The 23,626-nt window shown below is 45.3% G+C and carries 22 protein-coding genes and 1 tRNA gene; all 23 read left to right on the top strand.

What is annotated here, in order from left to right:
• Nucleotides 1-2 precede the first annotated feature (2 nt).
• On the top strand, nucleotides 3-1,223 hold the full coding sequence (locus PHV77_06155) for a M20 family metallopeptidase (GenBank protein MDD5504868.1): 1,221 nt from the start codon (nucleotides 3-5) through the stop codon (nucleotides 1,221-1,223).
• Between the two features lie 7 nt (nucleotides 1,224-1,230).
• Complete coding sequence (gene trpB / locus PHV77_06150; GenBank protein ID MDD5504867.1) at nucleotides 1,231-2,418, top strand: tryptophan synthase subunit beta; 1,188 nt, start codon at nucleotides 1,231-1,233, stop codon at nucleotides 2,416-2,418.
• 41 nt (nucleotides 2,419-2,459) lie between these two features.
• On the top strand, nucleotides 2,460-3,254 hold the full coding sequence (gene trpA, locus PHV77_06145) for a tryptophan synthase subunit alpha (GenBank protein MDD5504866.1): 795 nt from the start codon (nucleotides 2,460-2,462) through the stop codon (nucleotides 3,252-3,254).
• 2 nt (nucleotides 3,255-3,256) lie between these two features.
• Complete coding sequence (locus tag PHV77_06140; protein MDD5504865.1) at nucleotides 3,257-4,339, top strand: sugar phosphate nucleotidyltransferase; 1,083 nt, start codon at nucleotides 3,257-3,259, stop codon at nucleotides 4,337-4,339.
• Nucleotides 4,340-4,768: a Holliday junction resolvase RuvX gene (gene ruvX, locus PHV77_06135; GenBank protein ID MDD5504864.1), complete on the top strand. Its 429-nt coding sequence runs from the start codon at nucleotides 4,340-4,342 to the stop codon at nucleotides 4,766-4,768.
• A 28-nt stretch (nucleotides 4,769-4,796) separates the two neighbouring features.
• Nucleotides 4,797-6,059: a pitrilysin family protein gene (locus tag PHV77_06130; protein MDD5504863.1), complete on the top strand. Its 1,263-nt coding sequence runs from the start codon at nucleotides 4,797-4,799 to the stop codon at nucleotides 6,057-6,059.
• Nucleotides 6,060-6,100: 41 nt separating this feature from the next.
• A complete protein-coding gene (rpe, locus tag PHV77_06125; protein ID MDD5504862.1) occupies nucleotides 6,101-6,757 on the top strand; it encodes a ribulose-phosphate 3-epimerase in 657 nt (218 codons plus the stop codon).
• Between the two features lie 112 nt (nucleotides 6,758-6,869).
• The gene (locus PHV77_06120) at nucleotides 6,870-8,291 is read left to right on the top strand and encodes a phosphoglucomutase/phosphomannomutase family protein (protein MDD5504861.1); all 1,422 of its coding nucleotides are present in this window, start codon (nucleotides 6,870-6,872) and stop codon (nucleotides 8,289-8,291) included.
• A gap of 100 nt (nucleotides 8,292-8,391) precedes the next feature.
• The gene (gene lepA / locus PHV77_06115) at nucleotides 8,392-10,191 is read left to right on the top strand and encodes a translation elongation factor 4 (GenBank protein MDD5504860.1); all 1,800 of its coding nucleotides are present in this window, start codon (nucleotides 8,392-8,394) and stop codon (nucleotides 10,189-10,191) included.
• Between the two features lie 22 nt (nucleotides 10,192-10,213).
• Nucleotides 10,214-10,783: a signal peptidase I gene (gene lepB / locus PHV77_06110; GenBank protein ID MDD5504859.1), complete on the top strand. Its 570-nt coding sequence runs from the start codon at nucleotides 10,214-10,216 to the stop codon at nucleotides 10,781-10,783.
• A gap of 16 nt (nucleotides 10,784-10,799) precedes the next feature.
• The gene (locus tag PHV77_06105; GenBank protein MDD5504858.1) at nucleotides 10,800-11,642 is read left to right on the top strand and encodes a CsgG/HfaB family protein; all 843 of its coding nucleotides are present in this window, start codon (nucleotides 10,800-10,802) and stop codon (nucleotides 11,640-11,642) included.
• A 137-nt stretch (nucleotides 11,643-11,779) separates the two neighbouring features.
• Nucleotides 11,780-12,331 carry a CDP-diacylglycerol--glycerol-3-phosphate 3-phosphatidyltransferase gene (pgsA, locus tag PHV77_06100; protein ID MDD5504857.1) on the top strand — a complete coding sequence of 184 codons (552 nt, stop codon included), beginning with the start codon at nucleotides 11,780-11,782 and terminating at the stop codon, nucleotides 12,329-12,331.
• Complete coding sequence (der, locus tag PHV77_06095; protein ID MDD5504856.1) at nucleotides 12,318-13,691, top strand: ribosome biogenesis GTPase Der; 1,374 nt, start codon at nucleotides 12,318-12,320, stop codon at nucleotides 13,689-13,691. Before pgsA ends, der begins: the two co-directional genes overlap by 14 nt.
• Nucleotides 13,681-14,301 (top strand): glycerol-3-phosphate 1-O-acyltransferase PlsY, encoded by a 621-nt coding sequence (plsY, locus tag PHV77_06090; GenBank protein ID MDD5504855.1) that lies wholly within the window; start codon nucleotides 13,681-13,683, stop codon nucleotides 14,299-14,301. The genes der and plsY overlap by 11 nt, the downstream gene beginning before the upstream one ends.
• Nucleotides 14,302-14,534: 233 nt before the next feature.
• Nucleotides 14,535-15,119 carry a sigma-70 family RNA polymerase sigma factor gene (locus PHV77_06085; protein MDD5504854.1) on the top strand — a complete coding sequence of 195 codons (585 nt, stop codon included), beginning with the start codon at nucleotides 14,535-14,537 and terminating at the stop codon, nucleotides 15,117-15,119.
• Nucleotides 15,116-16,570, top strand: a complete 1,455-nt coding sequence (locus PHV77_06080; GenBank protein ID MDD5504853.1) for a FecR domain-containing protein — start codon at nucleotides 15,116-15,118, stop codon at nucleotides 16,568-16,570. The genes PHV77_06085 and PHV77_06080 overlap by 4 nt, the downstream gene beginning before the upstream one ends.
• Before the next feature lie 148 nt (nucleotides 16,571-16,718).
• Nucleotides 16,719-17,723, top strand: coding sequence for an NAD(P)-dependent glycerol-3-phosphate dehydrogenase (locus PHV77_06075; protein MDD5504852.1), 1,005 nt, complete (start codon nucleotides 16,719-16,721; stop codon nucleotides 17,721-17,723).
• Between the two features lie 299 nt (nucleotides 17,724-18,022).
• A tRNA-Pro gene (locus tag PHV77_06070) sits at nucleotides 18,023-18,100 on the top strand.
• Nucleotides 18,101-18,201: 101 nt separating this feature from the next.
• Complete coding sequence (locus PHV77_06065; protein MDD5504851.1) at nucleotides 18,202-19,509, top strand: homoserine dehydrogenase; 1,308 nt, start codon at nucleotides 18,202-18,204, stop codon at nucleotides 19,507-19,509.
• Nucleotides 19,499-20,581, top strand: coding sequence for a threonine synthase (thrC, locus tag PHV77_06060; GenBank protein ID MDD5504850.1), 1,083 nt, complete (start codon nucleotides 19,499-19,501; stop codon nucleotides 20,579-20,581). The genes PHV77_06065 and thrC overlap by 11 nt, the downstream gene beginning before the upstream one ends.
• Nucleotides 20,582-20,618: 37 nt before the next feature.
• The gene (locus PHV77_06055) at nucleotides 20,619-21,827 is read left to right on the top strand and encodes a cofactor-independent phosphoglycerate mutase (GenBank protein MDD5504849.1); all 1,209 of its coding nucleotides are present in this window, start codon (nucleotides 20,619-20,621) and stop codon (nucleotides 21,825-21,827) included.
• Complete coding sequence (locus PHV77_06050; GenBank protein MDD5504848.1) at nucleotides 21,824-23,455, top strand: carbon starvation protein A; 1,632 nt, start codon at nucleotides 21,824-21,826, stop codon at nucleotides 23,453-23,455. Before PHV77_06055 ends, PHV77_06050 begins: the two co-directional genes overlap by 4 nt.
• Nucleotides 23,442-23,626 (top strand): aspartate kinase (locus tag PHV77_06045; protein MDD5504847.1); only part of this gene is annotated, 185 nt, incomplete at its 3' end. The genes PHV77_06050 and PHV77_06045, both read left to right, overlap by 14 nt.

Below are 23,626 nucleotides of genomic sequence, written 5' to 3'. Positions count from 1 at the left end.
GCATGTATTTTGCTTATATAAAAAAGGAAAAGGCCGAGCTTATAAAGCTTACGAGCCGGCTTATAGAGATACCGACCTTTAACCCTCCGGGTGTTAATTATGAAAAAATGGTTGACTTCATTGAGCAGTATTGCCGCAGTCTTGGCCTTAGGACATCAAGATATGAGGTCCCTGCCGCCCGTTTAAAAAAATATAATATATCAGGCGGCTCAAAGAGGATAAACCTCATAGCCTTTTGGGACGCGGGCGCTAAGAAAACATTACATATAAACGGCCATTATGATGTAGTTCCTGCCGGTTCATCATGGGCGAGTGACCCGTTTAAGGCTGTTATTAAAAATAATAAAATTTACGGCCGCGGAAGCGAGGACATGAAGTCAAATATCGCCGCAGTATTATTTGCGATAAAAGCCCTTAAGCAATGCGGTATTGGCCCCGGATGCAATATTGAGCTTTCTTTTACCCCTGATGAGGAAATAGGCGGAAGGACAGGTTTTGGCTATCTTGTTGATAAAGGTATTGTAGCTCCTGATTATGCCATATCCGAAGGGTATAATAACGAATTCATATCCTATGGCAATAAGGGCCTGGCCTGGTTTAAAATAGATATAATCGGACGGGCATGCCATAGCAGTGAACCCTATAACGGGATAAATGCCTTTGAAAAAATGGCCGATGCCGTCAAAACCTTACGGCAGTTGAATAAAAAAATATCGTCCAGGAAAACCCGTTATAAGGTAAAGGACGCCAGAAATAGGTATTCCACCATGGTCCTGGGCGGAGAAATAGCCGGCGGGGCAAAGGCAAACATTGTTTGCGACTCATGCAGTTTTATGATAGACCGCAGGTTTTTGCCTGAAGAAAATCTTGATGATGTCAAAGATGAAATAACGGGTGTTTTTAAAACCCTGGCGAAGAAAGACAAACAGTTTAAATTTAGGATCACTATGCTTAGCGAGGAAGATTCTGTTGTTTCTGATGAAAAGAACGCGCTTTTTAAAGAATTTAAAAGCTCTATTAACCGGGTACTTAAGAAAAAGGCCAGGTGCGTTCTTATGGCCGGCGCTACGGACATAAGATTTTTGATTAGAAAAGGGGTGCCCTGTTTGGGTTATTCGGTTTACGGGGCGCATACCGCCCATTGCGATAATGAATTTATCTATGTAAAAAGTTTGGTGGATACAACTAAGATTTTTGCTGATATAATATATAATCTAAAATAGCATTAACATGAAAGAGAAGAACATGCTGCCTGACAGCAGAGGATATTTTGGCCCGTTCGGGGGCCGTTATGTGCCGGAAACGCTTGTATCGGCTATAGAGGCGCTTGGGGCGGAATATGCCAAAGCCAAAAAGGATAAGCATTTTAAATCGGATTTTGAATATTACTTGAGGCAATACGCGGGAAGGCCCACGCCTTTATATTTTGCCAAAAATCTTAGCAAGGCCTGCGGCAAAGGCAGGATATACTTAAAAAGAGAAGACCTCTGCCATACGGGATCGCATAAGATAAACAATACAATGGGCCAGGCGCTATTGGCCAAAAGGATGAAAAAACGCAGGCTTATAGCGGAAACAGGCGCCGGACAGCACGGTGTGGCGACCGCGACAGTTGCCGCGCTTTTTAATTTCAAATGCGATGTTTATATGGGCCAGGAGGACATAGACAGGCAGGCCTTAAATGTAATCAGGATGAAGCTTCTGGGGGCTAATGTTATACCTGTTTTAAGCGGCAGTATGACGCTTAAGGATGCCACCAATGAGGCAATGCGTGATTGGGTGGCAAGCTCCGGATACACGCATTATATTATCGGTTCGGTTGTAGGGCCTCATCCATATCCAATGATGGTAAGGGATTTCCAGTCGGTTATCGGCAATGAGCTCAAGGGCCAGCTTAAGCAGATAGGCGAAAAGGAGCCGGATTACCTGATTGCTTGTGTCGGAGGCGGCTCAAATTCCATGGGGCTTTTTTATCCGTTTTTTAATTCAAGGGCAAGGTTTATTGGTGTTGAGGCAGGCGGCATGGGCGTCAACACTAAAAAGCATGCCGCCACGCTTTCAAGAGGCAGTATTGGCGTATTGCATGGTTCAAAGAGTTATTTATTGCAAGATGACTTTGGCCAGATCAAGATAGCTCATTCGGTATCGGCCGGCCTTGATTATCCCGGCGTGGGCCCTGAACATTCTTTTTATAAAAAAATCCGCAGGGCGGGCTATGTATCTGTTAATGACAGAGAGGCTGTTGAAGGTATGCGGTTTTTATCCGAGACAGAAGGCATTATACCGGCCCTTGAGAGCGCGCATGCCGTCGCCTACTTAAGAAAATTAAAGATGAGATCAAGGGACGTATGCGTCCTTTGCCTGTCCGGCAGAGGCGATAAAGACATTGACATAATAAGGAATAAAATAGAATTTTAAGGCCAGATGTTTTGGATCAATCGGCAAGAAGCGGGTATGCGATGAATAGAATAGAGGCAAAATTCAAAGCTTTAAAGGGCGCGGGAAGGCCGGCGCTGATTACTTATATATGCGCCGGAGACCCCGATATAAAAACAACTCGCCGCCTGCTTCCCGCTCTTGCTGAAGCGGGAGCTGATATAATTGAGATAGGCATGCCGTTTTCAGACCCGATGGCAGACGGGCCTACGATACAGATGGCGTCTCAAAGGGCGTTAAAAAACAATGTAAATTGTGATATGATTTTTGACATGGTAATGTCTGTAAGGAGCAGGCAGGATACGCCGTTATTGCTTATGGGTTATTATAATCCAGTTTACCGCTATGGTATAGCGCGCTTTGTCGCTAATGCAAAGGCCGCGGGCATTGACGGTATTATAATACCCGACCTTATTCCCGAAGAGTCTGACGAGCTTGTTTTGGCGGCCAGGCGCCATGATTTTAGCACTGTTTTTTTGGCCTCTCCGACGAGCGGCAGGGAAAGGCTTAAGCTTATTTCATCTAAATCAACAGGTTTTATATATTATGTCTCGCTGGCAGGAGTAACAGGCGCCAGAAAATCTCTGCCAAAGGATATGCGCCGTCATGTCATGGATATCAAGAATGTTTCCAGCAAGCCTGTCTGTGTCGGTTTTGGCGTGTCAACACCGCGGCAGGCAAAGAGGATCTGCGCTTTTTCGGACGGTGTTATTGTAGGCAGTGCTATTATAAAGATTATTGAAAACAGCCTGAAACACGATTCAGATATTATTCCGGGCGTGGTGTCATTTGTTAAAAAATTAAGAAAGGCTTTGTAATCATGTTGCATGCCCTTATTATCGCCGGAGGCTCCGGCAAGAGGCTATGGCCTAAATCAAGGCGTCAGAGCCCGAAATTCCTGCTTAAGGTCAAGGGCGCAAAGACCCTGCTCCAGCTGGCCGTTGAAAGGGCCGCGGCCATAATGCCCCTTGAAAATATTCTAATATTTACCAATGAGCTCCACGCGGGCCTGATAAAAAAGGCCCTGCCCGGGTTTCCTAAACGGAATATCATATCCGAGCCTGTTTCAAGGAATACCGCGCCGGCAATATGCCTGGCAGCCGCTATAATCCAGGCTAAGGATGCTGACAGCATTATGTATGTTATGCCGGCCGACCAAATAATTGAAGATAAGTCCGCAATAAAACGGGTATTCAGGTTGTGCGCGCTTGTCTCGCGCTTAAACGACATCATTGTTACTATAGGTATAAAACCCATTTTTGCTTCCACAGGTTATGGCTATATAGAGACCGCCCAATCATATAAAAGCCCGGCATCAGAACACGCTAACGATGTATTCAAGGTCAAAAGATTTACCGAAAAGCCCGATGCCCGGCGCGCGAAGGCCTTTGTAAAAACGAACAGGTATTTATGGAACAGCGGTATATTTATCGCCAGGCCAGAGATTTTTCTTAAAGAATTCAAAAAATATTGTCCCGCGGCGGCCGGTATTACGGATAAGATAATGCTTGAAAAAGGCCTTACAAAAATTAAAAAAGCCGTCAAGCTTCATTATAAGGATTTTCCTGATATATCCATTGATTATGCTATTATGGAAAAAACGGGCAAGGCCATGGTTGTCCGGGCTGATCCCGGATGGTCGGACATAGGTTCATGGTCCGCAATCAGCGGTTTTCTAAGCCATGACGGCAGTAATGCTTTGGGTGCCGGGCATATCGGTCTTGATACGGCCGATTCGGTTATTGTCGCCGAGAAAGGCCATCTTGTGGCTACCTGCGGCATAAAAGGCCTTGTGATTGTCCATACGCCTAAAGCGACTCTGGTATGCCGCAAGTCCGATTCCGAGAATGTCAAAAAACTTGTAGGGCTTATGGAAAAAAAAGGCCTAAAGGAATATTTGTAAATGCCGCGTATTATAGGCCTGGACCTGGGCGAAAAAAGGATAGGCGTGGCAGTCAGCGACGAGACCATGACTATCAGTTCTGCCGCGGATACCATAGCCGTTTCCAATGCCAGGGATTCGGTCAAAAAGATCCGCGATCTGGCCGTGTTTTACCAGGCTTTGGAGATCGTGGTCGGCCTGCCGCTTAACATGAACGGTACGCGCGGGCCGCAGGCCGATAAGGTTGAAAAATTTGCCCAAAAAATAAGAGCGGCATGCGTTTCCTGCCAGGTACTGACTTTTGACGAACGGCTTACGACATCGCAAGGTTCGGCGATCCTCATATCAGCTGGCATGAGCAGAAAAAAAAGGAGGATGAATATAGACAAACTGGCCGCGCAGATCATGCTTCAAGCGTATCTGGATTATAAAAAGAACAAGTATTTTTAAAGGCGTAATCGCAAGGAAAGAGGAGAAAGTGCACAATCTAACGGTTTTAGATAATGGTTTTAAGGTCATCTCAAGCAGATTAAGCGATGTTAATTCAATCACCATAGGTATATGGATAAAGGCCGGCGGCAGATACGAAAATAAGGCAAACCAGGGCATATCTCATCTGATGGAGCATATGCTGTTTAAGGGGACAAAAAAACGATCCTGCCAGGCCCTCAAGAGATCCATTGAATCAAAGGGCGGCGCCTTCAATGCTTTTACTTCAGAAGAAAATGTCTGTTATTATATAAAAATATTATCCTCCCGTTTAGAACTCGCGGCGGAAGTCTTATCGGATATGGTTTTGAGCCCGTCGTTAAAAGAAACGGATATTGAAAAAGAAAAGAAGGTTATTTTTGAAGAGATAAGGATGTATCTTGACCTGCCTATGCATTATGTCTACGATCTTCTGGACGGCCTGATATGGCCGGGCCATCCGCTGGGCCTGCCGCTGGTAGGAACATATGAGACGGTTAAGAATATATCCCGCGCCGACCTTGTCAGGCAGAAAGACGTATTTTACGCCCCAAATAATATGGCGGCAGTCTGTTGCGGAAATATTGATCATGGCCGATTTGTAAAATTGATGAAGACATTATTTAGCGGATACAGCCGCGCAAAGGTTGCCAGATGCGTTCCGGCCGGCTCGTGTTCTGGAAAATCATCTTTGAAATTCATGAGAAAAGACACGGAACAGACCCATATATGCCTTGGCGTGAAGGGAGTAAGCGGTAATGATCCCCAAAGGTATGCCCTTTCTTTGCTTGGCATAATTCTCGGCGGTAACATGTCAAGCAGGTTATTTAATGAGATCAGAGAAAAGCGTTCGCTCGCTTATGAGATAGGCGCTTCAATGAAGGCCTACAGGGATACGGGTTCTTTTTTCGTTCACGCGGGTATTGACAATAAAAAACTTAAAGATGCCGTGTCCGTGATAATTGACGAGCTTTCAAAGATACGCAAAGCCCCTGTCACGGGCAGGGAATTTAGCATGGCAAAGGAATATTTTAAAAGCGGGCTATTGATGGCCATGGAAAGCACCATGTCAAATATGATGTTTTTTGGAGAACAGATTACCAGCATTGGAAGGATACAGGCCAAAGAGGAAATATTAAAGGCCGTTGACCTGGTCGCCCCTTCCGATTTACAGAATATAGCCAAAAAGATATTTGTCGGGCCGGCTTTAAGGCTTGCGGTGATTGGGCCGCAGAGTGATGATGAGATTGCCAGGGTGCAGTCTCTGTTTTAATTGACGCGCGTCTATCGTGTTATTTTAAAAGGTGTGATATTATGAAAACCAAATCCTGCTCCAAAAATAGGATTATCATAGCCCCGTCAATATTAGCGGCTGATTTCGGCAGTTTGACTAAGGAGATCGCGCGGGCCGAGTCGGCCGGGGCTGATTGGATACACGTTGATGTAATGGACGGCCGCTTTGTCCCCAATATTACAATAGGCGCTCCTGTCGTAAAGGCCATAAGCGCCAAAACAAGGCTTTTTATTGACAGCCACCTGATGATAGATGATCCGGCCAGATACATAAGCGATTTTGCCTCTGCCGGAAGCAGTATGATTACCGTTCATGCGGAAGCCTGCCGCGGGATGAGCAAGCTGATCGCAAGTATCAAGGCATTAGGCGTTAAAGCCGGCGTTTCAATAAAACCAAAAACCCCGGCGTCGGCAGTATTTGATGTCCTGGATATTGTTGACATGGTTCTTGTGATGACCGTTGAACCCGGTTTTGGCGGACAAAGTTTCATGGCGGGCATGCTGCCTAAGATAGAGAAGATAAGAAAACTTTTTAAAGGCTACATACAGGTTGATGGAGGCATCAATGCTGAAACGGCGCGCAAGGCCAAAGCCGCCGGCGCTAATGTCCTTGTGGCGGGGACATATATATTTGCGGCAAAAAACATGAAGTCAGCCATACAGGGCTTGAGGCAATAGAGAACTTTTTTTAAAAAATATTGATTTTGTTTAAAGCCGCGCGAACCGGCCCCGAGGCCTGGTATCTAACGGCTATTAGGATTATTAACAGATATAAAGGCGGAATTACTTTATGGCGAATATCAAATTCGGTACCGACGGCTGGCGGGCTGTAATAGCCAAAGAATTTACTTTTGACAATGTGCGTATCGTTGCCCAGGCTGTAGCTGATTATGTTAATAGCCGTATACTTTATCCGCGCCGCAAGGGCCTTAAACGCCTGATAGTAGGCTATGACCGAAGGTTCATGTCTGATGTATACGCGAAATTGATTGCCGATGTTTTAACGGCCAACCGCGTAAAAGTGTATCTTACTCTTGCCCCTACGCCTACGCCGGCCGTTTCGTTCGCCATAAAAACCCGCCAGCTGGACGGGGGCATAGTTGTGACGGCAAGCCATAATCCGCCTGTCTTTAACGGCATAAAGTTCAAGACGCATCTTGCCAATTCCGCGGATGAAAAAGTAACCGGCGCGATTGAATCTTTTCTCAAAAAGCGCGCAAAGCCGCGTTCGGCCGTTATCGGCAGGCAAACCGCCGCCAACAGGCAAGAAACAATTGACGCGGGCATTGATTATATCAGTTTTCTCCAAAGATACGTGGATATAAAACGCGTTAAAAATCTTAAATCAAAAGTGCTTATTGATTATATGCATGGCGCCGGCATAGGATATATGGAGGCTGTTTTAGGAAGCCCTGCCAATATGCTTGCCCTGCGCTGTCAGAATGATCCCTTATTCGGCGGCGTTAATCCCGAGCCGATATTGAAGAACATGCGCTATCCCGCGTCCTATATGAGGGAAAATAATTTTGACCTTTGTCTGGCGCTTGACGGGGATGCGGACAGGATAGGCGCCTTGGGCCCCGGCGGGCGGTTTATCACAAGCGGCCAGATAGTTGCTCTCATATTACTGCATTTTCTCCAGAACAGAAAGCTTACAGGCGCTGTTGTCAAGACCATATCAGGCACTACCTTGATAGAGAAGATTTGCGCCAGGTATGGGCTTACCATGTTTGAGACGCCGGTGGGTTTTAAATATATTTCAGCTTTGATGCTTAAGGAAAATATTCTTATAGGAGGCGAGGAATCGGGCGGTATTGGTTTTTGCGGTTATATACCTGAAAGAGACGGTATATTATCGTCTCTTTTATTGCTGGAGATGCTTGCTTACAGGGGTAAAAAGATTGACGAAGTAATAGCGGGGATGGAAAAAGAATACGGAGTATTTTGTTATAACCGTATAGACATGCAATATCCTTTTGAGAAGGCCCAGGCCCTTACCGCAAAACTTAAAAAAACTCCCCCCAAAAAAATAGCGGGTAAAAAGGTGCTTAAGGTAAAGACTTATGACGGTATTAAATTTATACTTGAGGATTCCAGCTGGCTTTTGCTAAGGTTTTCAGGCACAGAACCTCTTATCAGAATATACGCGGAAGCCGATTCGGATAAGAAGGTGGAGAGATTATTATCAGCCGGCAGGGATATTACAAAATAACCGGCAGGGCAAAACGGGCTTTTACGGCGCGGTTTATGCCCTGTTTTTTTAAAGTTTGATATGCCAAGGCGGCAGGCTTTGTCAGCCGCCGATAAGACAAATGAAAACCAAATATATCAGGAACTTTTGCATAATAGCCCATGTAGATCATGGCAAGTCAACGCTGGCTGACAGGATACTACAGTTTACGGGCACCATTACCGAGAGGGAGTTCAAGGACCAGCTCCTGGACAGTATGGACCTTGAAAGGGAACATGGTATTACTATCAAGGCCTCGGCAGTAGGCATTCATTACAGGGCCAAAGATTCCAATGAGTATCTTTTAAACCTTATTGATACACCCGGGCATGTGGACTTTACGTATGAGGTTTCAAAATCAATTAGGGCCTGTGAAGGCGCCGTTCTTCTCGTAGACGCGGGGCAGGGGGTGCAGGCCCAGACTGTTGCCAATCTTTACCTTGCCAAAGAGAGCGGCCTGGTTGTTATACCTGTCATAAATAAAATAGACCTGATAAGCGCTGATGTTGCCAAGGTAAAAAATCAATTGGGGAATATGCTTAATATCAATGAAGACGAGATCATCTTGGCCAGCGCGAGGGAAAATATCGGTACCGAAGAGATACTTGAAAGTATAATCAGCCATGTCCCTCCTCCGTCGGGCGATCCCTCAAAGCCCCTGCAGGCGCTTATATTTGATTCGCAGTATGATTCCTATAAGGGTGTTCTTGTCTATATAAAGGTGGTAAACGGCGGGATAAAAACAGGCTCAAAGATTAAACTTATGCAGGCAGGACGAGAGTATGAACTCTTGGAATTAGGGGTGTTCAAACCAGGCATGTGTAAGACAGCTTCGCTTGGCTGCGGCATGGTGGGATATTTTGCCGCTAATATAAGAAACCCTAAGCATGTTATGGCCGGCGATACCGTTACCGACGCGCTGGAGCCTGCCGCGAGGCCTTTGCCCGGCTATAAGAGAATGAGGCCTATGGTTTATTGCGGCATATACCCTATTGACACAAATGATTTTGAGGCCCTGCGCGATGCTATTGAAAAATTACAATTATCGGACAGCTCGTTTGATGCTGTCCAGGAAAGCTCTACATCCATGGGTTATGGGTTTCGCTGCGGGTTTTTGGGCCTTTTACACATGCAGATTATACAGGAAAGGCTGGAAAGAGAATACGGCCTGGATCTTGTATTGACAACACCGGGCGTTGTTTACAAGGTCAAAAAGTCTAACGGCGAAATTCTGGAGATAGAAAATCCCGCGAAATTACCCGCTTTAAACGAGATTGAAGAGATATCGGAGCCTTTTGTTGAGGCAAAGATGATAATACCGGCCGAAAGCCTTGGAAATATTATGGAATTGTCAAGGCAGAGGAGGGGCATTTATATAGGCACTGAATACATAAGCACGGAGAGGGCCAATCTTACTTATTTTTTTCCGCTTTCCGAAATCGTGGTTGATTTTCATGATAAGTTGAAATCCCTGACACAAGGTTATGGTTCGCTTGATTATGAATTTATTGACTATCAGGCCAATGACCTGGTCAAGCTTGATATACTTCTAAACGGCGAGCCCTGCGACGCTCTTTCATCCATTATATATAAAGAAAAGGCGCAGGCAAAAGGCAGGGCCATTGCTTTAAAATTAAAAGAACTCATACCCAAACAACTTTTTCAGGTTGCCATACAGGCCGCGGTGGGCAATCAGGTGATAGCGCGCGAGACGGTTAGCGCCTTAAAAAAGAACGTGACCGGTAAATGTTACGGAGGGGATATCACCCGTAAGCGAAAGCTGTGGGCAAAGCAAAAGGAGGGTAAGAAACGCCTGAAAGCCTTTGGCAAAGTGGAGGTGCCGCAAGAGGCGTTTTTATCGGTGATGAAGATACAGATATGATATTTCACGGGAGGGCAAAGTCTTGAATATCAAACATTACATAAAGCATGTCTGGAGTTCGGTTTTTAACAGGGAGAATGTGGAAGTCGTAGTTACGGCGGTCATCCTTGCTCTTATCATCAGGACATTCGTGGTGCAGGCTTTTAAGATACCGACCGGTTCCATGAGGCCTACGCTTATTGAAGGAGACAGGATACTTGTGAATAAATTTATATATAAGTTTACAAACCCTAAGCGCGGAGACATCGTGGTCTTCAAATACCCGGAAGATAAAAAGAAGGATTTCATCAAAAGGCTTATCGCTGTCCAGGGTGAAACTGTCCGTATCGTTGACGGCGATATATATATAGATGATGTTCTCGTAGAGTCCCCGCAAAAGATCAAACAGATATATTATTATAATAAGCCCGGCACTCCATACGGGGAGAATTCAATATCAATAAAGGTCCCCCGGGATTCATATTTTGTCTTAGGAGACAACAGCGCCTCATCAAGGGACAGCAGGTATTGGGGGTTTGTGCCCGCCAAATATATGGTCGGCAAGGCGTTTGTCACGTATTGGCCGCTTAACAGGATACGATTGCTGGAATAAGGAAAGGAGTATGGCAATGAAAAGTATATTGACGGTTTTTACACTTTGTGTTTTTTTATTTTCCGCAAATTTATGCCGCGCCGGCGAATACAAACCGACGGTCACTGTTTATGGTTTTGAGGTCAAGGCCTCAAGCGGTTTTTGGCATGATGCCAAATGGGATATCGGTTCAGGCATGGGCGAAATGCTTATAGACGCGCTTGTCAATACCGATAAATTCAATGTTGTTGAAAGGCTCAATCTAAGCGATATCACCACGGAGCAGGATCTTGTGACAAAAGGAAGGGTATCAAAAAAGACAGGCGCTAAAACAGCCGAGCTTAAGGGAGCGGAATATATAGTGCGCGGGACAATAACCGAATTCAGCTATAAGGAATCGGGCGGGGGCCTGGGGCTTAATATTAAAGGTTTTAATCTTGGAGGGACCTCTTCCGAGGCCCATATAGCCGGAACTATCAGGATATTTGATTCAACGACAGGCGAGATCTGCGGGTCAAAAAGGTTTGAGAGAAAAGTGCCTGCCACAGGATTGACCATAGGGTATCAGCAAAGCGGTATAGGCGGAAATCTGGCGGGTTTTAAACAAACGCCTCTTGGCAAAGCTACGAATATGGCTATCGCGGATATGACAGGCTTTATATCTGAAAAAATTCCGTCGTGCCCGCCGACGCAGGAAGAGAGCAGCGGTTTATCGGTATGCCCCAAATGCGGGAATGACATTGATAACGGCGCGAAATTCTGCGCCCATTGCGGACTGCAATTGGAGGGCCTGATATGCCCCAAATGCGGCAGGGAGCTTAGCCCTGGCACTAATTTTTGCCAGGACTGCGGTACAAGAGTCCAATCTTCTCAACAGTAGAATCCATCCCTGATAAGGATTATTACCGGTTTTTTTTCTTGCCTACGCGGCTTGTTTTTGGGCTTGATAATGCCGGTTGTTAAAAATACCGGCCTTAACGGCAGGGGATAGCCAGCTTAAAAAAAGGCGTTCATTGTATGGGATTAGCAAACAAGATAACAATTATAAGGATACTTTTGGTACCTTTTTTAATGGCCGCTTTGTTCTATTACAGGCCTGAATATGATTTTTTGCGTTTTATTGCTTTAGCCATATTTTTTGTATGCGCGGTAACAGACGCTGTAGATGGTTATGTGGCAAGAAGATTTTATCAGAAAACGGAACTCGGCAGGATACTTGACCCTCTGGCGGATAAACTTCTTATATTAACTTCTTTTTTATGCCTTTCCGTGCTAAAAGATATTCCCGCTTCATCAAGGATACCGTCCTGGCTTACTATAATTGTTTTAAGCAGGGATGCCATCATATTGCTGGGATCAATGATTATTTTTATGATGCTGAAGAACATCAATGTCAAGCCCTCTCTTTTAGGTAAGATTACGACATTTTTTCAGATGTCAACCGTTGTGGCCTCGCTTTTACAGGTCGGTATAATTTACGTGTTTTGGTATACAGCGGCGTTTTTTACTTTGATATCCTGTCTTGATTATGTATGGCTGGGCAGTAAGGTGTTAAATGAGTCACATTGAATTGTCAAAAAACCGGGCTAAGATAGCGATCATAGGCAGGCCCAATGTCGGCAAGAGCTCTCTTTTTAACAGGATAATTAAAAAGAGAAAGGCCATAGTCCAGGCAGTTGCCGGAGTTACCAGAGACCGCCTCTATGCTGATGTCAAAGCGCGCGGCGCTGAATTCATACTGGTTGATACCGGCGGGATACTACCCGGCGCCTCAAAAGTCATGGAGTCTTTGGTATGCGGCCAGAGCATTAACGCCATAGACGAGTCGGATGCCGTTGTACTTGTCTGCGATGTGAGGACAGGGATTACTTATCCTGACCAGCATATAGCCGATCTTTTAAAAAAAAGGGGCGCTAAGGTTTTTCTTGCTGTAAATAAAGCGGATGATAAAATTTCGGAGAACGAATCATACGTTTTTATGAACCTTGGTTTAGGCCAGCCTTATATTGTCTCCGTCCTGAATAATAAAGGTATAGATAATCTTATCGCGGGCATAGCGTCTTTTGTTTTAAGTTTAGGTAAGGACAGGCGCTCCGCGAGAGGCGGCGGCGATGATTTATCCGGTGGTTTAAATATAGCCTTGGCCGGTAAGCCCAATGTGGGCAAGTCGTCTTTTATCAACACACTGCTTGAAAAGCAAAGGCTTATTGTCAATGATATACCCGGCACGACGAGGGATTCCGTTGACGTGTCTATAAAACGCGCCGGAGGAGTAGTTACTCTTGTGGACACGGCCGGAGTCAAGCATAAAAAGAAATTTCGCGATGTCATTGAGGTTTTCAGCCTTTCCAGGACAAGGGCGGCGATAAAACGATGTAACGTTGTTTTTATCATGATTGATGCCGCCGAGGGCCTTGACAGGGACGATCTGTCTGTTTTTGATTATGTAATCAAGGAAGGCAAGCCGTCAGCCCTGCTTGTAAATAAGTCGGACCTGATAAAAGGATTTGATTTGCAGGAATATAAAAAAAACCTTACCCGCAAATTCAGCCCTATTGAATGGATACCCGTTGTTTTTACATCGTGTAAAGATAAAAAAAATATTGAAAAAACACTGGATATGGCACGGGATATTTATGAAAGGTCTAAGAAAACTATACCGACGGCCGAACTTAATAAATTCCTTGTTGATGTCCAGAAGACAAACCCGCATGTATCTTATATGGGCGCCAGGCCAAAGATACTTTACGCGACCCAGATAAGCAGTATGCCGCAGAGGTTTTTGTTGTTTTGCACCAAAGCACAGCTTATAAAAAAGGAATACTTGAGGTTTATTGAAAAACGATTAAGAAGTTATTTTGGATTGGAAGCTGTCCCTATAAGTTTTCAGCTTCGCTCAAGGGGGCAAAAGAGTAAAGATGATGATTAATATTATTACCGCGGTTTTCTTGTCTTACCTTTTGGGCGCTATACCGTTTAGTTTTTTATTAGGAAAACTGTTGAAGGGGATTGATATCAGGCATATGGGCAGCGGTAATATTGGCGCTACAAATCTTATGCGCTGTGCCGGAAAGCCTATAGGCATTACCGCGCTTGTTCTTGATATGTCCAAAGGAACGCTTGCCGTAACTGTTATAGCAGACATATTTTACAGCAGCAGCATGCCCTTGGGCTTGTCTTTGTTTAAGATAATTCTTGGGCTTTTGGCCGTGATAGGCCATATATGGACAGTAATGCTTAAGTTCAGAGGAGGTAAGGGTGTCGCTACCGCGATAGGGGTTTTAGCAGGCCTTTCACCGTTTGTTGTAATCTACTCCGGCCTTGTCTGGCTGGCAATATTATTGGTAAGCAAGTATGTCTCATTAAGTTCAATTGTGATGGCTCTATGCCTACCTGTGTTCACGTATTTATCAGGCCAGCCTGCGGAATATACGCTTTTGTCGGTGGGCTTGTGTGTTTTGATAATATGCAGGCATCGCGGCAATATCGCCAGGCTCATCAAAGGCACTGAATATAAGGTTGGCCAAAAGGCCCAATAGCCCCAATAGTCCTGATTATGGCAGGTGCGCATATTTTTTTGTTATTGTTATAACATGTTTAGAATAAATGTGTTATAAAAATAAACCTGTTTATGCCAATAACTTTTTAAAAGCATGCTCTAAAAGCGGTATTTGTTTTAGAATACGGGTCTTAAAATTACACGGTATGGCATATTTTTCTTTATAAAGTAAAAAAATATGGGAATAAATCCGATAATTAAGGGTTTTAATGTATGGAAGATGAAAGTTTAGTTTTAAGGATAAAACAAGGAGACAGGCAGGCCTTTGACGAGATATATCAGAAATATAAAAGGCCTATATTAAATTATATATACAGGTTCATCGGCAGTCTCCATTCTGCCGAAGAACTTACACAGGAGGCATTTGTAAGGGTTTATGTAAATATACATAAATATGAACCAAAGGCAAAATTTTCGTCATGGCTTTATAGGATAGCCGGTAATTTAGCGAGGAATTTTTTAAGGCACGCTTCATACGACAAAAGGATGCCGGTTTTTACAGAGCCCGCTAAATCAGGCGAGCAACAGCATATCTCGGTGGCGGAAAATATCGCTGATAATACCGGACGGCCCGACAAGCAGGCCCAGTCCAAAGAAGAGCAAAGCCTGGTACAAAAAGCCATAGACCAGTTGCCAGAGCACCTTAAGGAGGCGGTCATATTGTGTGATATTGAAGGTTTTTCATATGATGAAGCTTCCGATATTATGAGATGCAGGCCGATGACGGTAGGCTCGCGCCTTTCGCGCGGCCGGCAGAAGCTGGCTAAATTGTTGCGTTACACAGGGGACGGACAATGAAAAAAAATAAATGCCGGATTTCATTCAACGACATATCTTTATATGTTGATAATGCCCATAGCCAAAAAAAGAGAGAGGCCTTGAAGGCTCATTTTGACAGTTGCCCCCACTGCAAAAAGAGCCTGGAACAGGCCGAGTCTTTAAAGGCCTCCCTTTTAAATATGACCCAAGTGCGCGAATCGGCGGGCTTTGATTTTGAATTTAACAGACTGCTTGACGAAAGAATAGAGGCTCTGAAGGGCCGGTCTTTGCAAGCCGTAGTCCGGTCTAAAATATCGGCTTTTATCCATTCATTGATAATTCCCATGCCCTTAGCGGCCAAGGCCGCGGTATCTTTATCAACCGTAGTGTTTCTTGTGGCAGGGTTAAGGTATAATTATCTGCAATCCATGCCCTTTGTTGAGTTTAGCGCCGGTGATGTCAGGATATACAGGCAGTCGGAAGGCGCTTGGGCGCGTCCGTATCCGAATTTCCGTTTAAGGCAGTCTGATAAGATAGAGCTCAAAGACGGGGCCCTGATAAATCTTGTAGTTAAAGGAAAATATAAAGCAAGGGTTAAAGACAATTCCCTTATTGTCATATCGCGGCTTGGCGCGAGATTTGGCAGGCTTGACACGGATTTCAGCCTTTCTTATGGAAAACTCTTGGTTAATACGACTGATAAATTCAAGGGTTCTAATATGAAGGTTTTTACTCCGGCCTGCCAAGCCGAGATAGTAGGAACAGCTTTTATGATAGAGGTTTCGGAAAATAATACCTTGCTTGGGGTGCTTGAGGGTAGTGTAAAACTCGTTTCAAGGCCGCACCCTTTAAAAGCAGACAGGCAATATCCTGCCGAAGTGTATGTCAATTCAGGCCAAAAGGCCTTTGTGAAACAGTACGCTTCGCCATCCGCGCCTGAATTGTGTTCAAGACACCAGTGGAAGTCTATGCTTGAACTTTATCAACTGGTAGAAAATCCGCAGGTTATTTTACTTATCGGAACCGGTGTTGACAGAGTGGATGATCTTCTTGGCGGGCATGCTCCAGTGTATATCCCAGATTCAGTAAAGCGCTCTATACCGCAGGCATTATTCCGTTTAATCAATGCCGTTTCCAGCACGGAACAAAGCTCTGACCCGGTTCTTTTTGCCGGCAGGATAAAAGAGCTTTTACAGGAACTTGAGTATTATCCGGATTTTCGCTATAAGGCCGAAATACTCATGTTTATTGCCTCTAATCTATACAAAGCCGGTGATCACAGGCTGGCTCTGGACATTCTTGAGCAGGTAGCTTACGGCTATCCCGGCTCGGAAATGGCAGGCGTTGCCTGGTCGGGCGCGGCATCTATCTACCAGCATGATTTAAACGATATATCAACGGCCAAAAAGATTTATGCTGATCTGATATATAATTATCCGGACAGTTCCGAGGCCATAAGGGCGTCGGAGATGCTGTCATCCATTAGCTGATATCAAGCCCTTTTTTTATTATCTATCGGTTTTTCTAACAAGAAGCCGCGAAACAGATTTGTTTCCTTTTAAGTCCATATCTGTCGGCACGCAATCCCGGCCCAATTATCTTGACTAAGAATGCCCTATTTGTTATACTTTAGGCATTATGAAAAACAGGGATATTAAAAAGATAACCGTATTAGGCGACGGCGGATGGGGCACCGCGCTGGCTGTTTTGCTCGCCGGTAAAGGCTTTGAGATTTGCCTGTGGAGCGCTTTTAAGGACAATGCGGCGCGGATTAATAAAAATCGCGAAAACCGGGTTTTTTTACCCGGTATTATCCTACCGGAAAATATAACCGTAGTATCCGACACAGGCCTTGCTGTCGCGGATACGGATATGGTCGTTATTGCTATACCATCGCAATTTTTAAGACAGACAATCCAGCGGCTGAAAGGTTTTGACCTGTCAGGCAAAACCCTTGTCAGTGTTGTCAAAGGCATTGAAAATAATACATTTCACAGGCCCTCGGAGATTATCCGCCTTGAATTGGGCGGGCTGGAAATAGGCGTGCTTTCAGGGCCAACTATAGCTATAGAGATTGCCAAGGGCTTGCCCGCAAGCTGTGTGTCTGCCTGCAGGGATCTTTACATTGCTGGCGTGATACAATCTGTGTTTACAACCGATAGATTCAGGGTTTATACCTCAACAGATGTAGCAGGCGTTGAAACCGCGGGCGCTTTGAAGAATATCATGGCCATTGCCTCCGGTATCTCTGATGGATTAGGTTTAGGTTCCAATGCCAAGGCGGCATTATTTACAAGGGGCTTGGTGGAGATGAAGAGATTAGGCCTTGCCTTAGGTGCTCAAGAAGCCACCTTTAACGGGTTAAGCGGTATGGGAGACCTGGTGACCACATGTGTCAGCTCTTTTAGCAGGAATAGAAAGCTTGGTGAGGATATAGCAAAAGGCAAGACGCTTTCTCTGATACTGCAAGGCATGAGCATGGTTGCCGAAGGTGTTGAAACTACCAGGTCTGTTTATAACTATTCAGCAAAATTAGGAATTGAAATGCCTATTACCGAGCAGGTTTACAAGGTCCTTTTTGAGGATAAGCCGCCTTATAAGGCGGTTATTGATCTTATGCTGCGCGAGAGTAAACCCGAATGAACCCTGCCCGCCGCGGCGTTATTGTCCGCGGCCAGGCGCGATTTATGCCATTTTTTAAGCCTTCAATATACCGCCTGCCTTCAGCCAGAATTCTGCCAGGTAAAATTCCCGCTTGCCGTTTTTCTGCCGGTCATTCGTCAGGATTTCTCCCGCCATTTCTCTTGACTATATATTTACTATTTGTTATACTTATGCTCATATAATTTAAGGTTTTTAATAGCATGTCCATAAAGGTGACGATTCGCGGTAAGGCCTTATTTTTTTGAATTATTTTGCGGGTATATTTTGAAATTTACTGTCGGGACGTAGCGCAGCTTGGCTAGCGCACTTGAATGGGGTTCAAGGGGTCGCCGGTTCAAATCCGGCCGTCCCGACCAGTGTTTTTATGGTTTGTGTCAAAAGATTTTTTCATTAGGTTTTTTTGTTTTACAGAAGAATATGGTTTTACAGATAGTCAATATATTGTCCCGGAGGCGGTATGCGGCATATAAATGTGGGTGTAATAGGATTTGGCACCGTCGGAAGCGGTGTTGTTGAGGCATTGATAAAAAAACGAAGCCATCTTAGCCGGCGGATCGGTTCGGCAATAAATATCGTAAAGATCTGTGATAAAGACCTTGGTAGAAAGCGTTGTATTAGTATTGACAAGTCGCTTCTTACGCGGGATGCCGATGATATACTAAATGACCCCAGGGTGGATATAGTTATTGAATTGATAGGAGGCATACACCCTGCCTATGAAATTATCTGCCGCGCCCTGAAAAGCAAAAAACACGTGGTCACAGCCAACAAGGCTTTGCTTGCTTTGAAAAAAGAGGCCCTTCTTAAGCTTGCTTTTGACAATAATGTCCAGCTTAAGTTTGAGGCAAGCGTGGCGGGAGGGGTGCCGATAATAAAGGCGCTGAAGGAAGGCCTGGTTTCAAACAAAGTCAATTCTATATACGGTATTATTAACGGGACATGCAATTATATTTTAAGCGGAATGACAAATTTTGGGATAGGTTTTGACGAAGCGCTGGCAAATGCCCAGAAAAAAGGTTATGCTGAAAAATCCCCTGTTATGGATATCAGCGGCCTTGATTCGGCGCATAAGCTGGCTATTTTAGCCTCATTGGGTTTTGGTTTAAATGTCAGGCTTTCAGACATGCTTATTGAGGGCATATCTTCCATAACGGATGCTGATATTAAATACGCGGCAGAGTGGGGCTATGTAATAAAGCTCTTGGGTATAGCCAAAGCAACCTCCGGAGGGCTGGAGGCAAGGGTCCACCCTACCCTTGTGCCTAATAAACATCCCCTTGCCTCTGTTGGTAAAAACTTCAATGCCATATTTATTAATACCGATATGCTCGGAGATTCGCTTTTTTACGGTAAAGGGGCGGGCTCTGTGCCTACCGCCAGCGCTGTTCTTAGTGACATAGCGGATATCTCAAAGGACATTATCTGCGCCTCATCATGCCGCGGCTGCGGTATCGTATATGATAACTATGTCAGCCGCGTCAAGAAAAAAGACGATTTTTCATCCAGCTATTACGTGCGTTTTTCAGCCATTGACAAACCGGGCGTGCTTGCCAGGATATCCAGGATTTTTTCTGAATACAAAATAAGTATTGCCTTTGTAAGCCAGGAGGCGCGGCGGCAGGAGAGGATAGTTCCTATCGTAATGATGACTCATATAGCCAAAGAAAGAGATTTCGCGAAAGCGCTTGCCGAAATAGACAGCCTGACTTTTATAAAAAAGAAATCGGTCGTTATACGGGCCGAGGAGTCGTTAAATGAAAAATAAGGGTATTATAGAAAATTACCGGCAATATCTTCCCGTCAGCGCCAAAACGCCCGTTATAACATTGCTTGAAGGCCAAACGCCGCTTATCTATTCCGGCCATTTGAGCCGGTTGCTCGGCGATGATTATGAAGTTTTTTTAAAATACGAAGGTTTAAATCCTACGGGTTCTTTCAAAGACAGGGGCATGACAATGGCTGTTTCCAAGGCTCTTGAACAGGGCTCAAGGGCTGTTATGTGCGCCTCAACCGGTAATACCTCGGCTTCTGCCGCGGCATATGCCGCCAGGGCAGGCATAAAATGCGTGGTTATTATCCCCAAAGGCGCGATTGCGCTGGGAAAGCTGGCACAGGCGCTTATCCATAATGCCCATGTCGTTGCCATAGACGGTAATTTTGATGACGCTTTGGATATCGTAAAACAGATTACCGACAGATATCCGATAACCCTTGTCAATTCGCTCAATCCCTTCAGGATAGAAGGCCAAAAATCAGCATCATTTGAAATATGCGATTGCCTGTCTCAAGCCCCTGATTATCATTTTATACCTGTAGGCAACGCGGGTAATATTACCGCTTATTGGAAGGGATATAAGGAATATAAACAGGCAGGCAAAATAAACAGGCTTCCAAAGATGTGCGGTTTTCAGGCCGAGGGCGCGGCGCCTATTGTTCGCGGCAGGCCTGTTAAAGATCCTGAAACTATAGCCACAGCGATAAGGATAGGTAATCCTGCCAGCTGGAAGCAGGCGGAGTTTGCCCGTGACGAGTCAGGCGGCCTGATTGATATGGTAACAGACGAAGAGATACTATATGCCTATAAGTTTTTGGCCCAAAAAGAAGGCGTATTTGCCGAGCCGGCATCAGCGGCATCTGTCGCGGGCCTGATTAAGATGCAAAAGAAGGGATTTTTTTCCAAGGCCTGTTGTAAAGGGGCGGAAGGCGGAAAGGCCCGCGTGGTTTGCGTATTGACCGGGCATGGCCTCAAAGACCCCGACAGAGCGATAAAATCCGTCCGCGAACCGTCGCCTGTCCCGGCCAGGATAGAGGCTGTGTTAGAAGATATCGGTTTATAAGGTATAAAATATTTTTTTAAAAAAAGGCGCGCGATACATGAAATACATAATGTTGGTTGGCGATGGTATGGCCGACAGGCCTGTAAAGGAGCTGGACAATCTTACCCCGCTCGCGGTTGCCCGGACCCCGAATATGGACTATATTGCCAAAAACGGTATGGTTGGCAATGCTGTCACCGTCCCCGAGGGGTTGCAGGCGGCAAGCGATGTGGCAAATACCGCTCTTTTGGGCTATGACCCTGTTAAATACTATTGCGGAAGAGGTCCCCTTGAGGCCGCCAATATGGGTATTGAGATACAGGACAATGAGGTTGCCTTTAGATGCAATACGGTGACTATTTCCGACGACAAGATGGCGGATTATTCGGCCGGGCATATCACCACAAAAGAGTCCCAAAAGATAATATCTGTTTTAGACAGGCAGATGCATTCAAAGACTGTTAAATTTTATCCGGGAATAAGCTACAGGCATCTGGCTATAATAAATTGCGATCAAGCGGGGCTTGAAAAAGAAGCCCTTGTAAAAACAGTCTGCACCCCGCCGCACGATATACTGGACAAGCACATTTCGCGTTATCTGCCCCATGGCCCGGGCGGAGATTTCCTCGCGGATATAATGATTAAGTCAAAGAACATACTTGAAAAACACGATATAAATAAAGTCCGTATTGACCTTAAGGAAAACCCGGCGAACATGATATGGCTTTGGGGCCAGGGCGTAAAACCCGTTATGCCTGTTTTTAAAGATAAATTCGGAATATCGGGTTCTATCATATCAGCGGTTGACCTGATCAAAGGCCTTGGTAAAATTATAGGTTTAGAACCCGTGAATGTTCCCGGCGCTACAGGTTATTATGATACGGATTATCTTGCAAAAGGCAGGTGCGCGCTTAAATCGCTTGAGAGCGGAGATTTTGTTTTTGTTCATGTGGAAGCTCCCGATGAGGCGGGACATAACGGTGATTTGCAACAGAAGATTGCCGCGATAGAAAATTTTGACAAATTTGTTGTAGGCACTATCTTGAATGCCTTAAGCAAATCCAAAGACTTCAGAATAATAGTCCTGCCTGATCACGCTACTCCATTGTCTGTCCGCACGCATACCCGCGAGCCCATACCTTTTGCCATATGCGGCAGTGGGGTAGAGAGAGGCGGTATAGAAACCTATAATGAACAATCTGCCAGGGCATCGCGTTTATTTATAAAAGACGGATTCAGGATAATGGAGCTTTTGTTAAATAAATGAATTCCCTTATACTTGTTTTAGGCTCGGGCCTGCTGTTTTGGGCAGGTTATCATTTCTACGCGCAAAAAATTGCATCCGTGTTCTTGCCTGATAAAGACAGGACAACTCCGGCATCTGCCAAATATGACGGGGTTGATTATGTGCCGGCGAAACACTGGACTGTGCTTTTTGGCCATCACTTTTCATCAATCGCGGGGGCCGCGCCGATTATCGGGCCTGTCCTGGCCGTTTCCATATGGGGCTGGGCACCGGCATTACTGTGGATTGTTCTTGGAAGCATTTTTGCCGGCGGTATACACGATTACTGCAGTTTAATGATATCTGTAAGGCATGAAGGCCGTTCTATCGCGGACCTGTCAGGGCAGGTCACATCGCGAAACGCGAAATTGATTTTTCTCTCGTTTGCCTGGGTCACGCTTATTTTGGTTATATCCGTTTTTGTCCATTTATGCGCTAAGACCCTGACGCTGTCTCCCGCGATAGTTTTGCCGTCAATAGGGCTTATACCCTTGTCCATGCTTACGGGTTTTTTGCTGTATTCAAAGAGGTTCGTAAACAGGTTAGGCCTGGCGGGTATTACCATCTTTGGCCTTGCGGGTCTTGCAGTTCTTATGGTATTGGGCTTTGAACTGCCAATATCGTTAAACTTTGGCAATCCTGTTCATATCTGGAGCGTAATACTGCTTATTTACGCTTATTGTTCCAGCATTATGCCGGTCCAGATATTGCTTCAGCCCCGTGACTATCTATCGGCTTTTTTATTGCTGGCAGGCCTGCTGATCGGCTATATTGGCTTGATTACGCGTGCTCCTGATATAGTATTTCCGGCTTTTACGGGTTTTAAGGTCTCAACGACAGATATGCTTTGGCCGGTCCTTTTTGTGACCGTTGCCTGCGGCGCTATAAGCGGTTTTCACTCTCTTGTGGCAAGCGGCACGACCTCAAAACAGCTTGATAATGAAGTTAACGCGAAGAAGATAGGTTATGGCGGGATGATAGCCGAAGGTGTCCTGGCAGTCCTGGCGCTTTTGATTGTTGCCAGTGTTTATCGTGAATCAGCAGGGCTCTCCGGTATTGTCAACGGCCCCGGCGGTCCTATCCACGCCTTTAGCACAGCTTACGGTAAGATAACCGAGAGCTTTCTCGGCTCTTATGGAGCCGCGTTCGCGGTTTTGATATTGAATGCTTTTATATTTACCACTCTTGATACGGCAACCAGGATAGCCAGATATTTGACTCAAGAACTTTTTTCTTTAGATAACCGATACCTGGCAACTTTGCTTGTAGTAGCATTAAGCGGATGGCTGGGCATAAGCGGCGAATGGAACAGCATATGGCCTGTGTTCGGAGCCGCCAATCAGCTTATAGCCGCTTTTACGTTAATAGCAATTACAGGTTATTTGCTTTCTTTAAAAAAACCTGTTATATACACGCTGGCGCCCGCGGTGTTTATGCTGGCGACATCAACGGCCGCGTTGTTTTTAAAAATAATAGAGCATTTTAAAAACGGTGATTACCTATTGGTCATGATAGCCCTGGTGCTATTTGTTTTGGCTTTTGTTGTTTTTTATCAGGCAATGGCAGTGTGGATACGAAACCGCAGGAGAAAGCGTAATGTCAATAAATAGGGTTATTGTTCAAAAATACGGCGGAAGCAGTGTGGCCGATATTGTCAAGATCAAGCAGGTGGCCCTAAGGGTCGCCAAAGGCGAAAAAAGCGGCAACAAAATGGTTGTGGTGGTATCGGCGCTTGGCGATACGACTGATGATTTGATCAAGCTTGCCTATGAGATAACCGA

The organism is Candidatus Omnitrophota bacterium (genome assembly GCA_028716165.1).
Classification (GTDB): Bacteria; Omnitrophota; Gorgyraeia; order JABMRG01; family JABMRG01; genus JAQUQI01.
The sequence above is the reverse complement of the archived record's forward strand: the minus strand, read 5'-3'. Positions and strand labels throughout refer to the sequence as shown.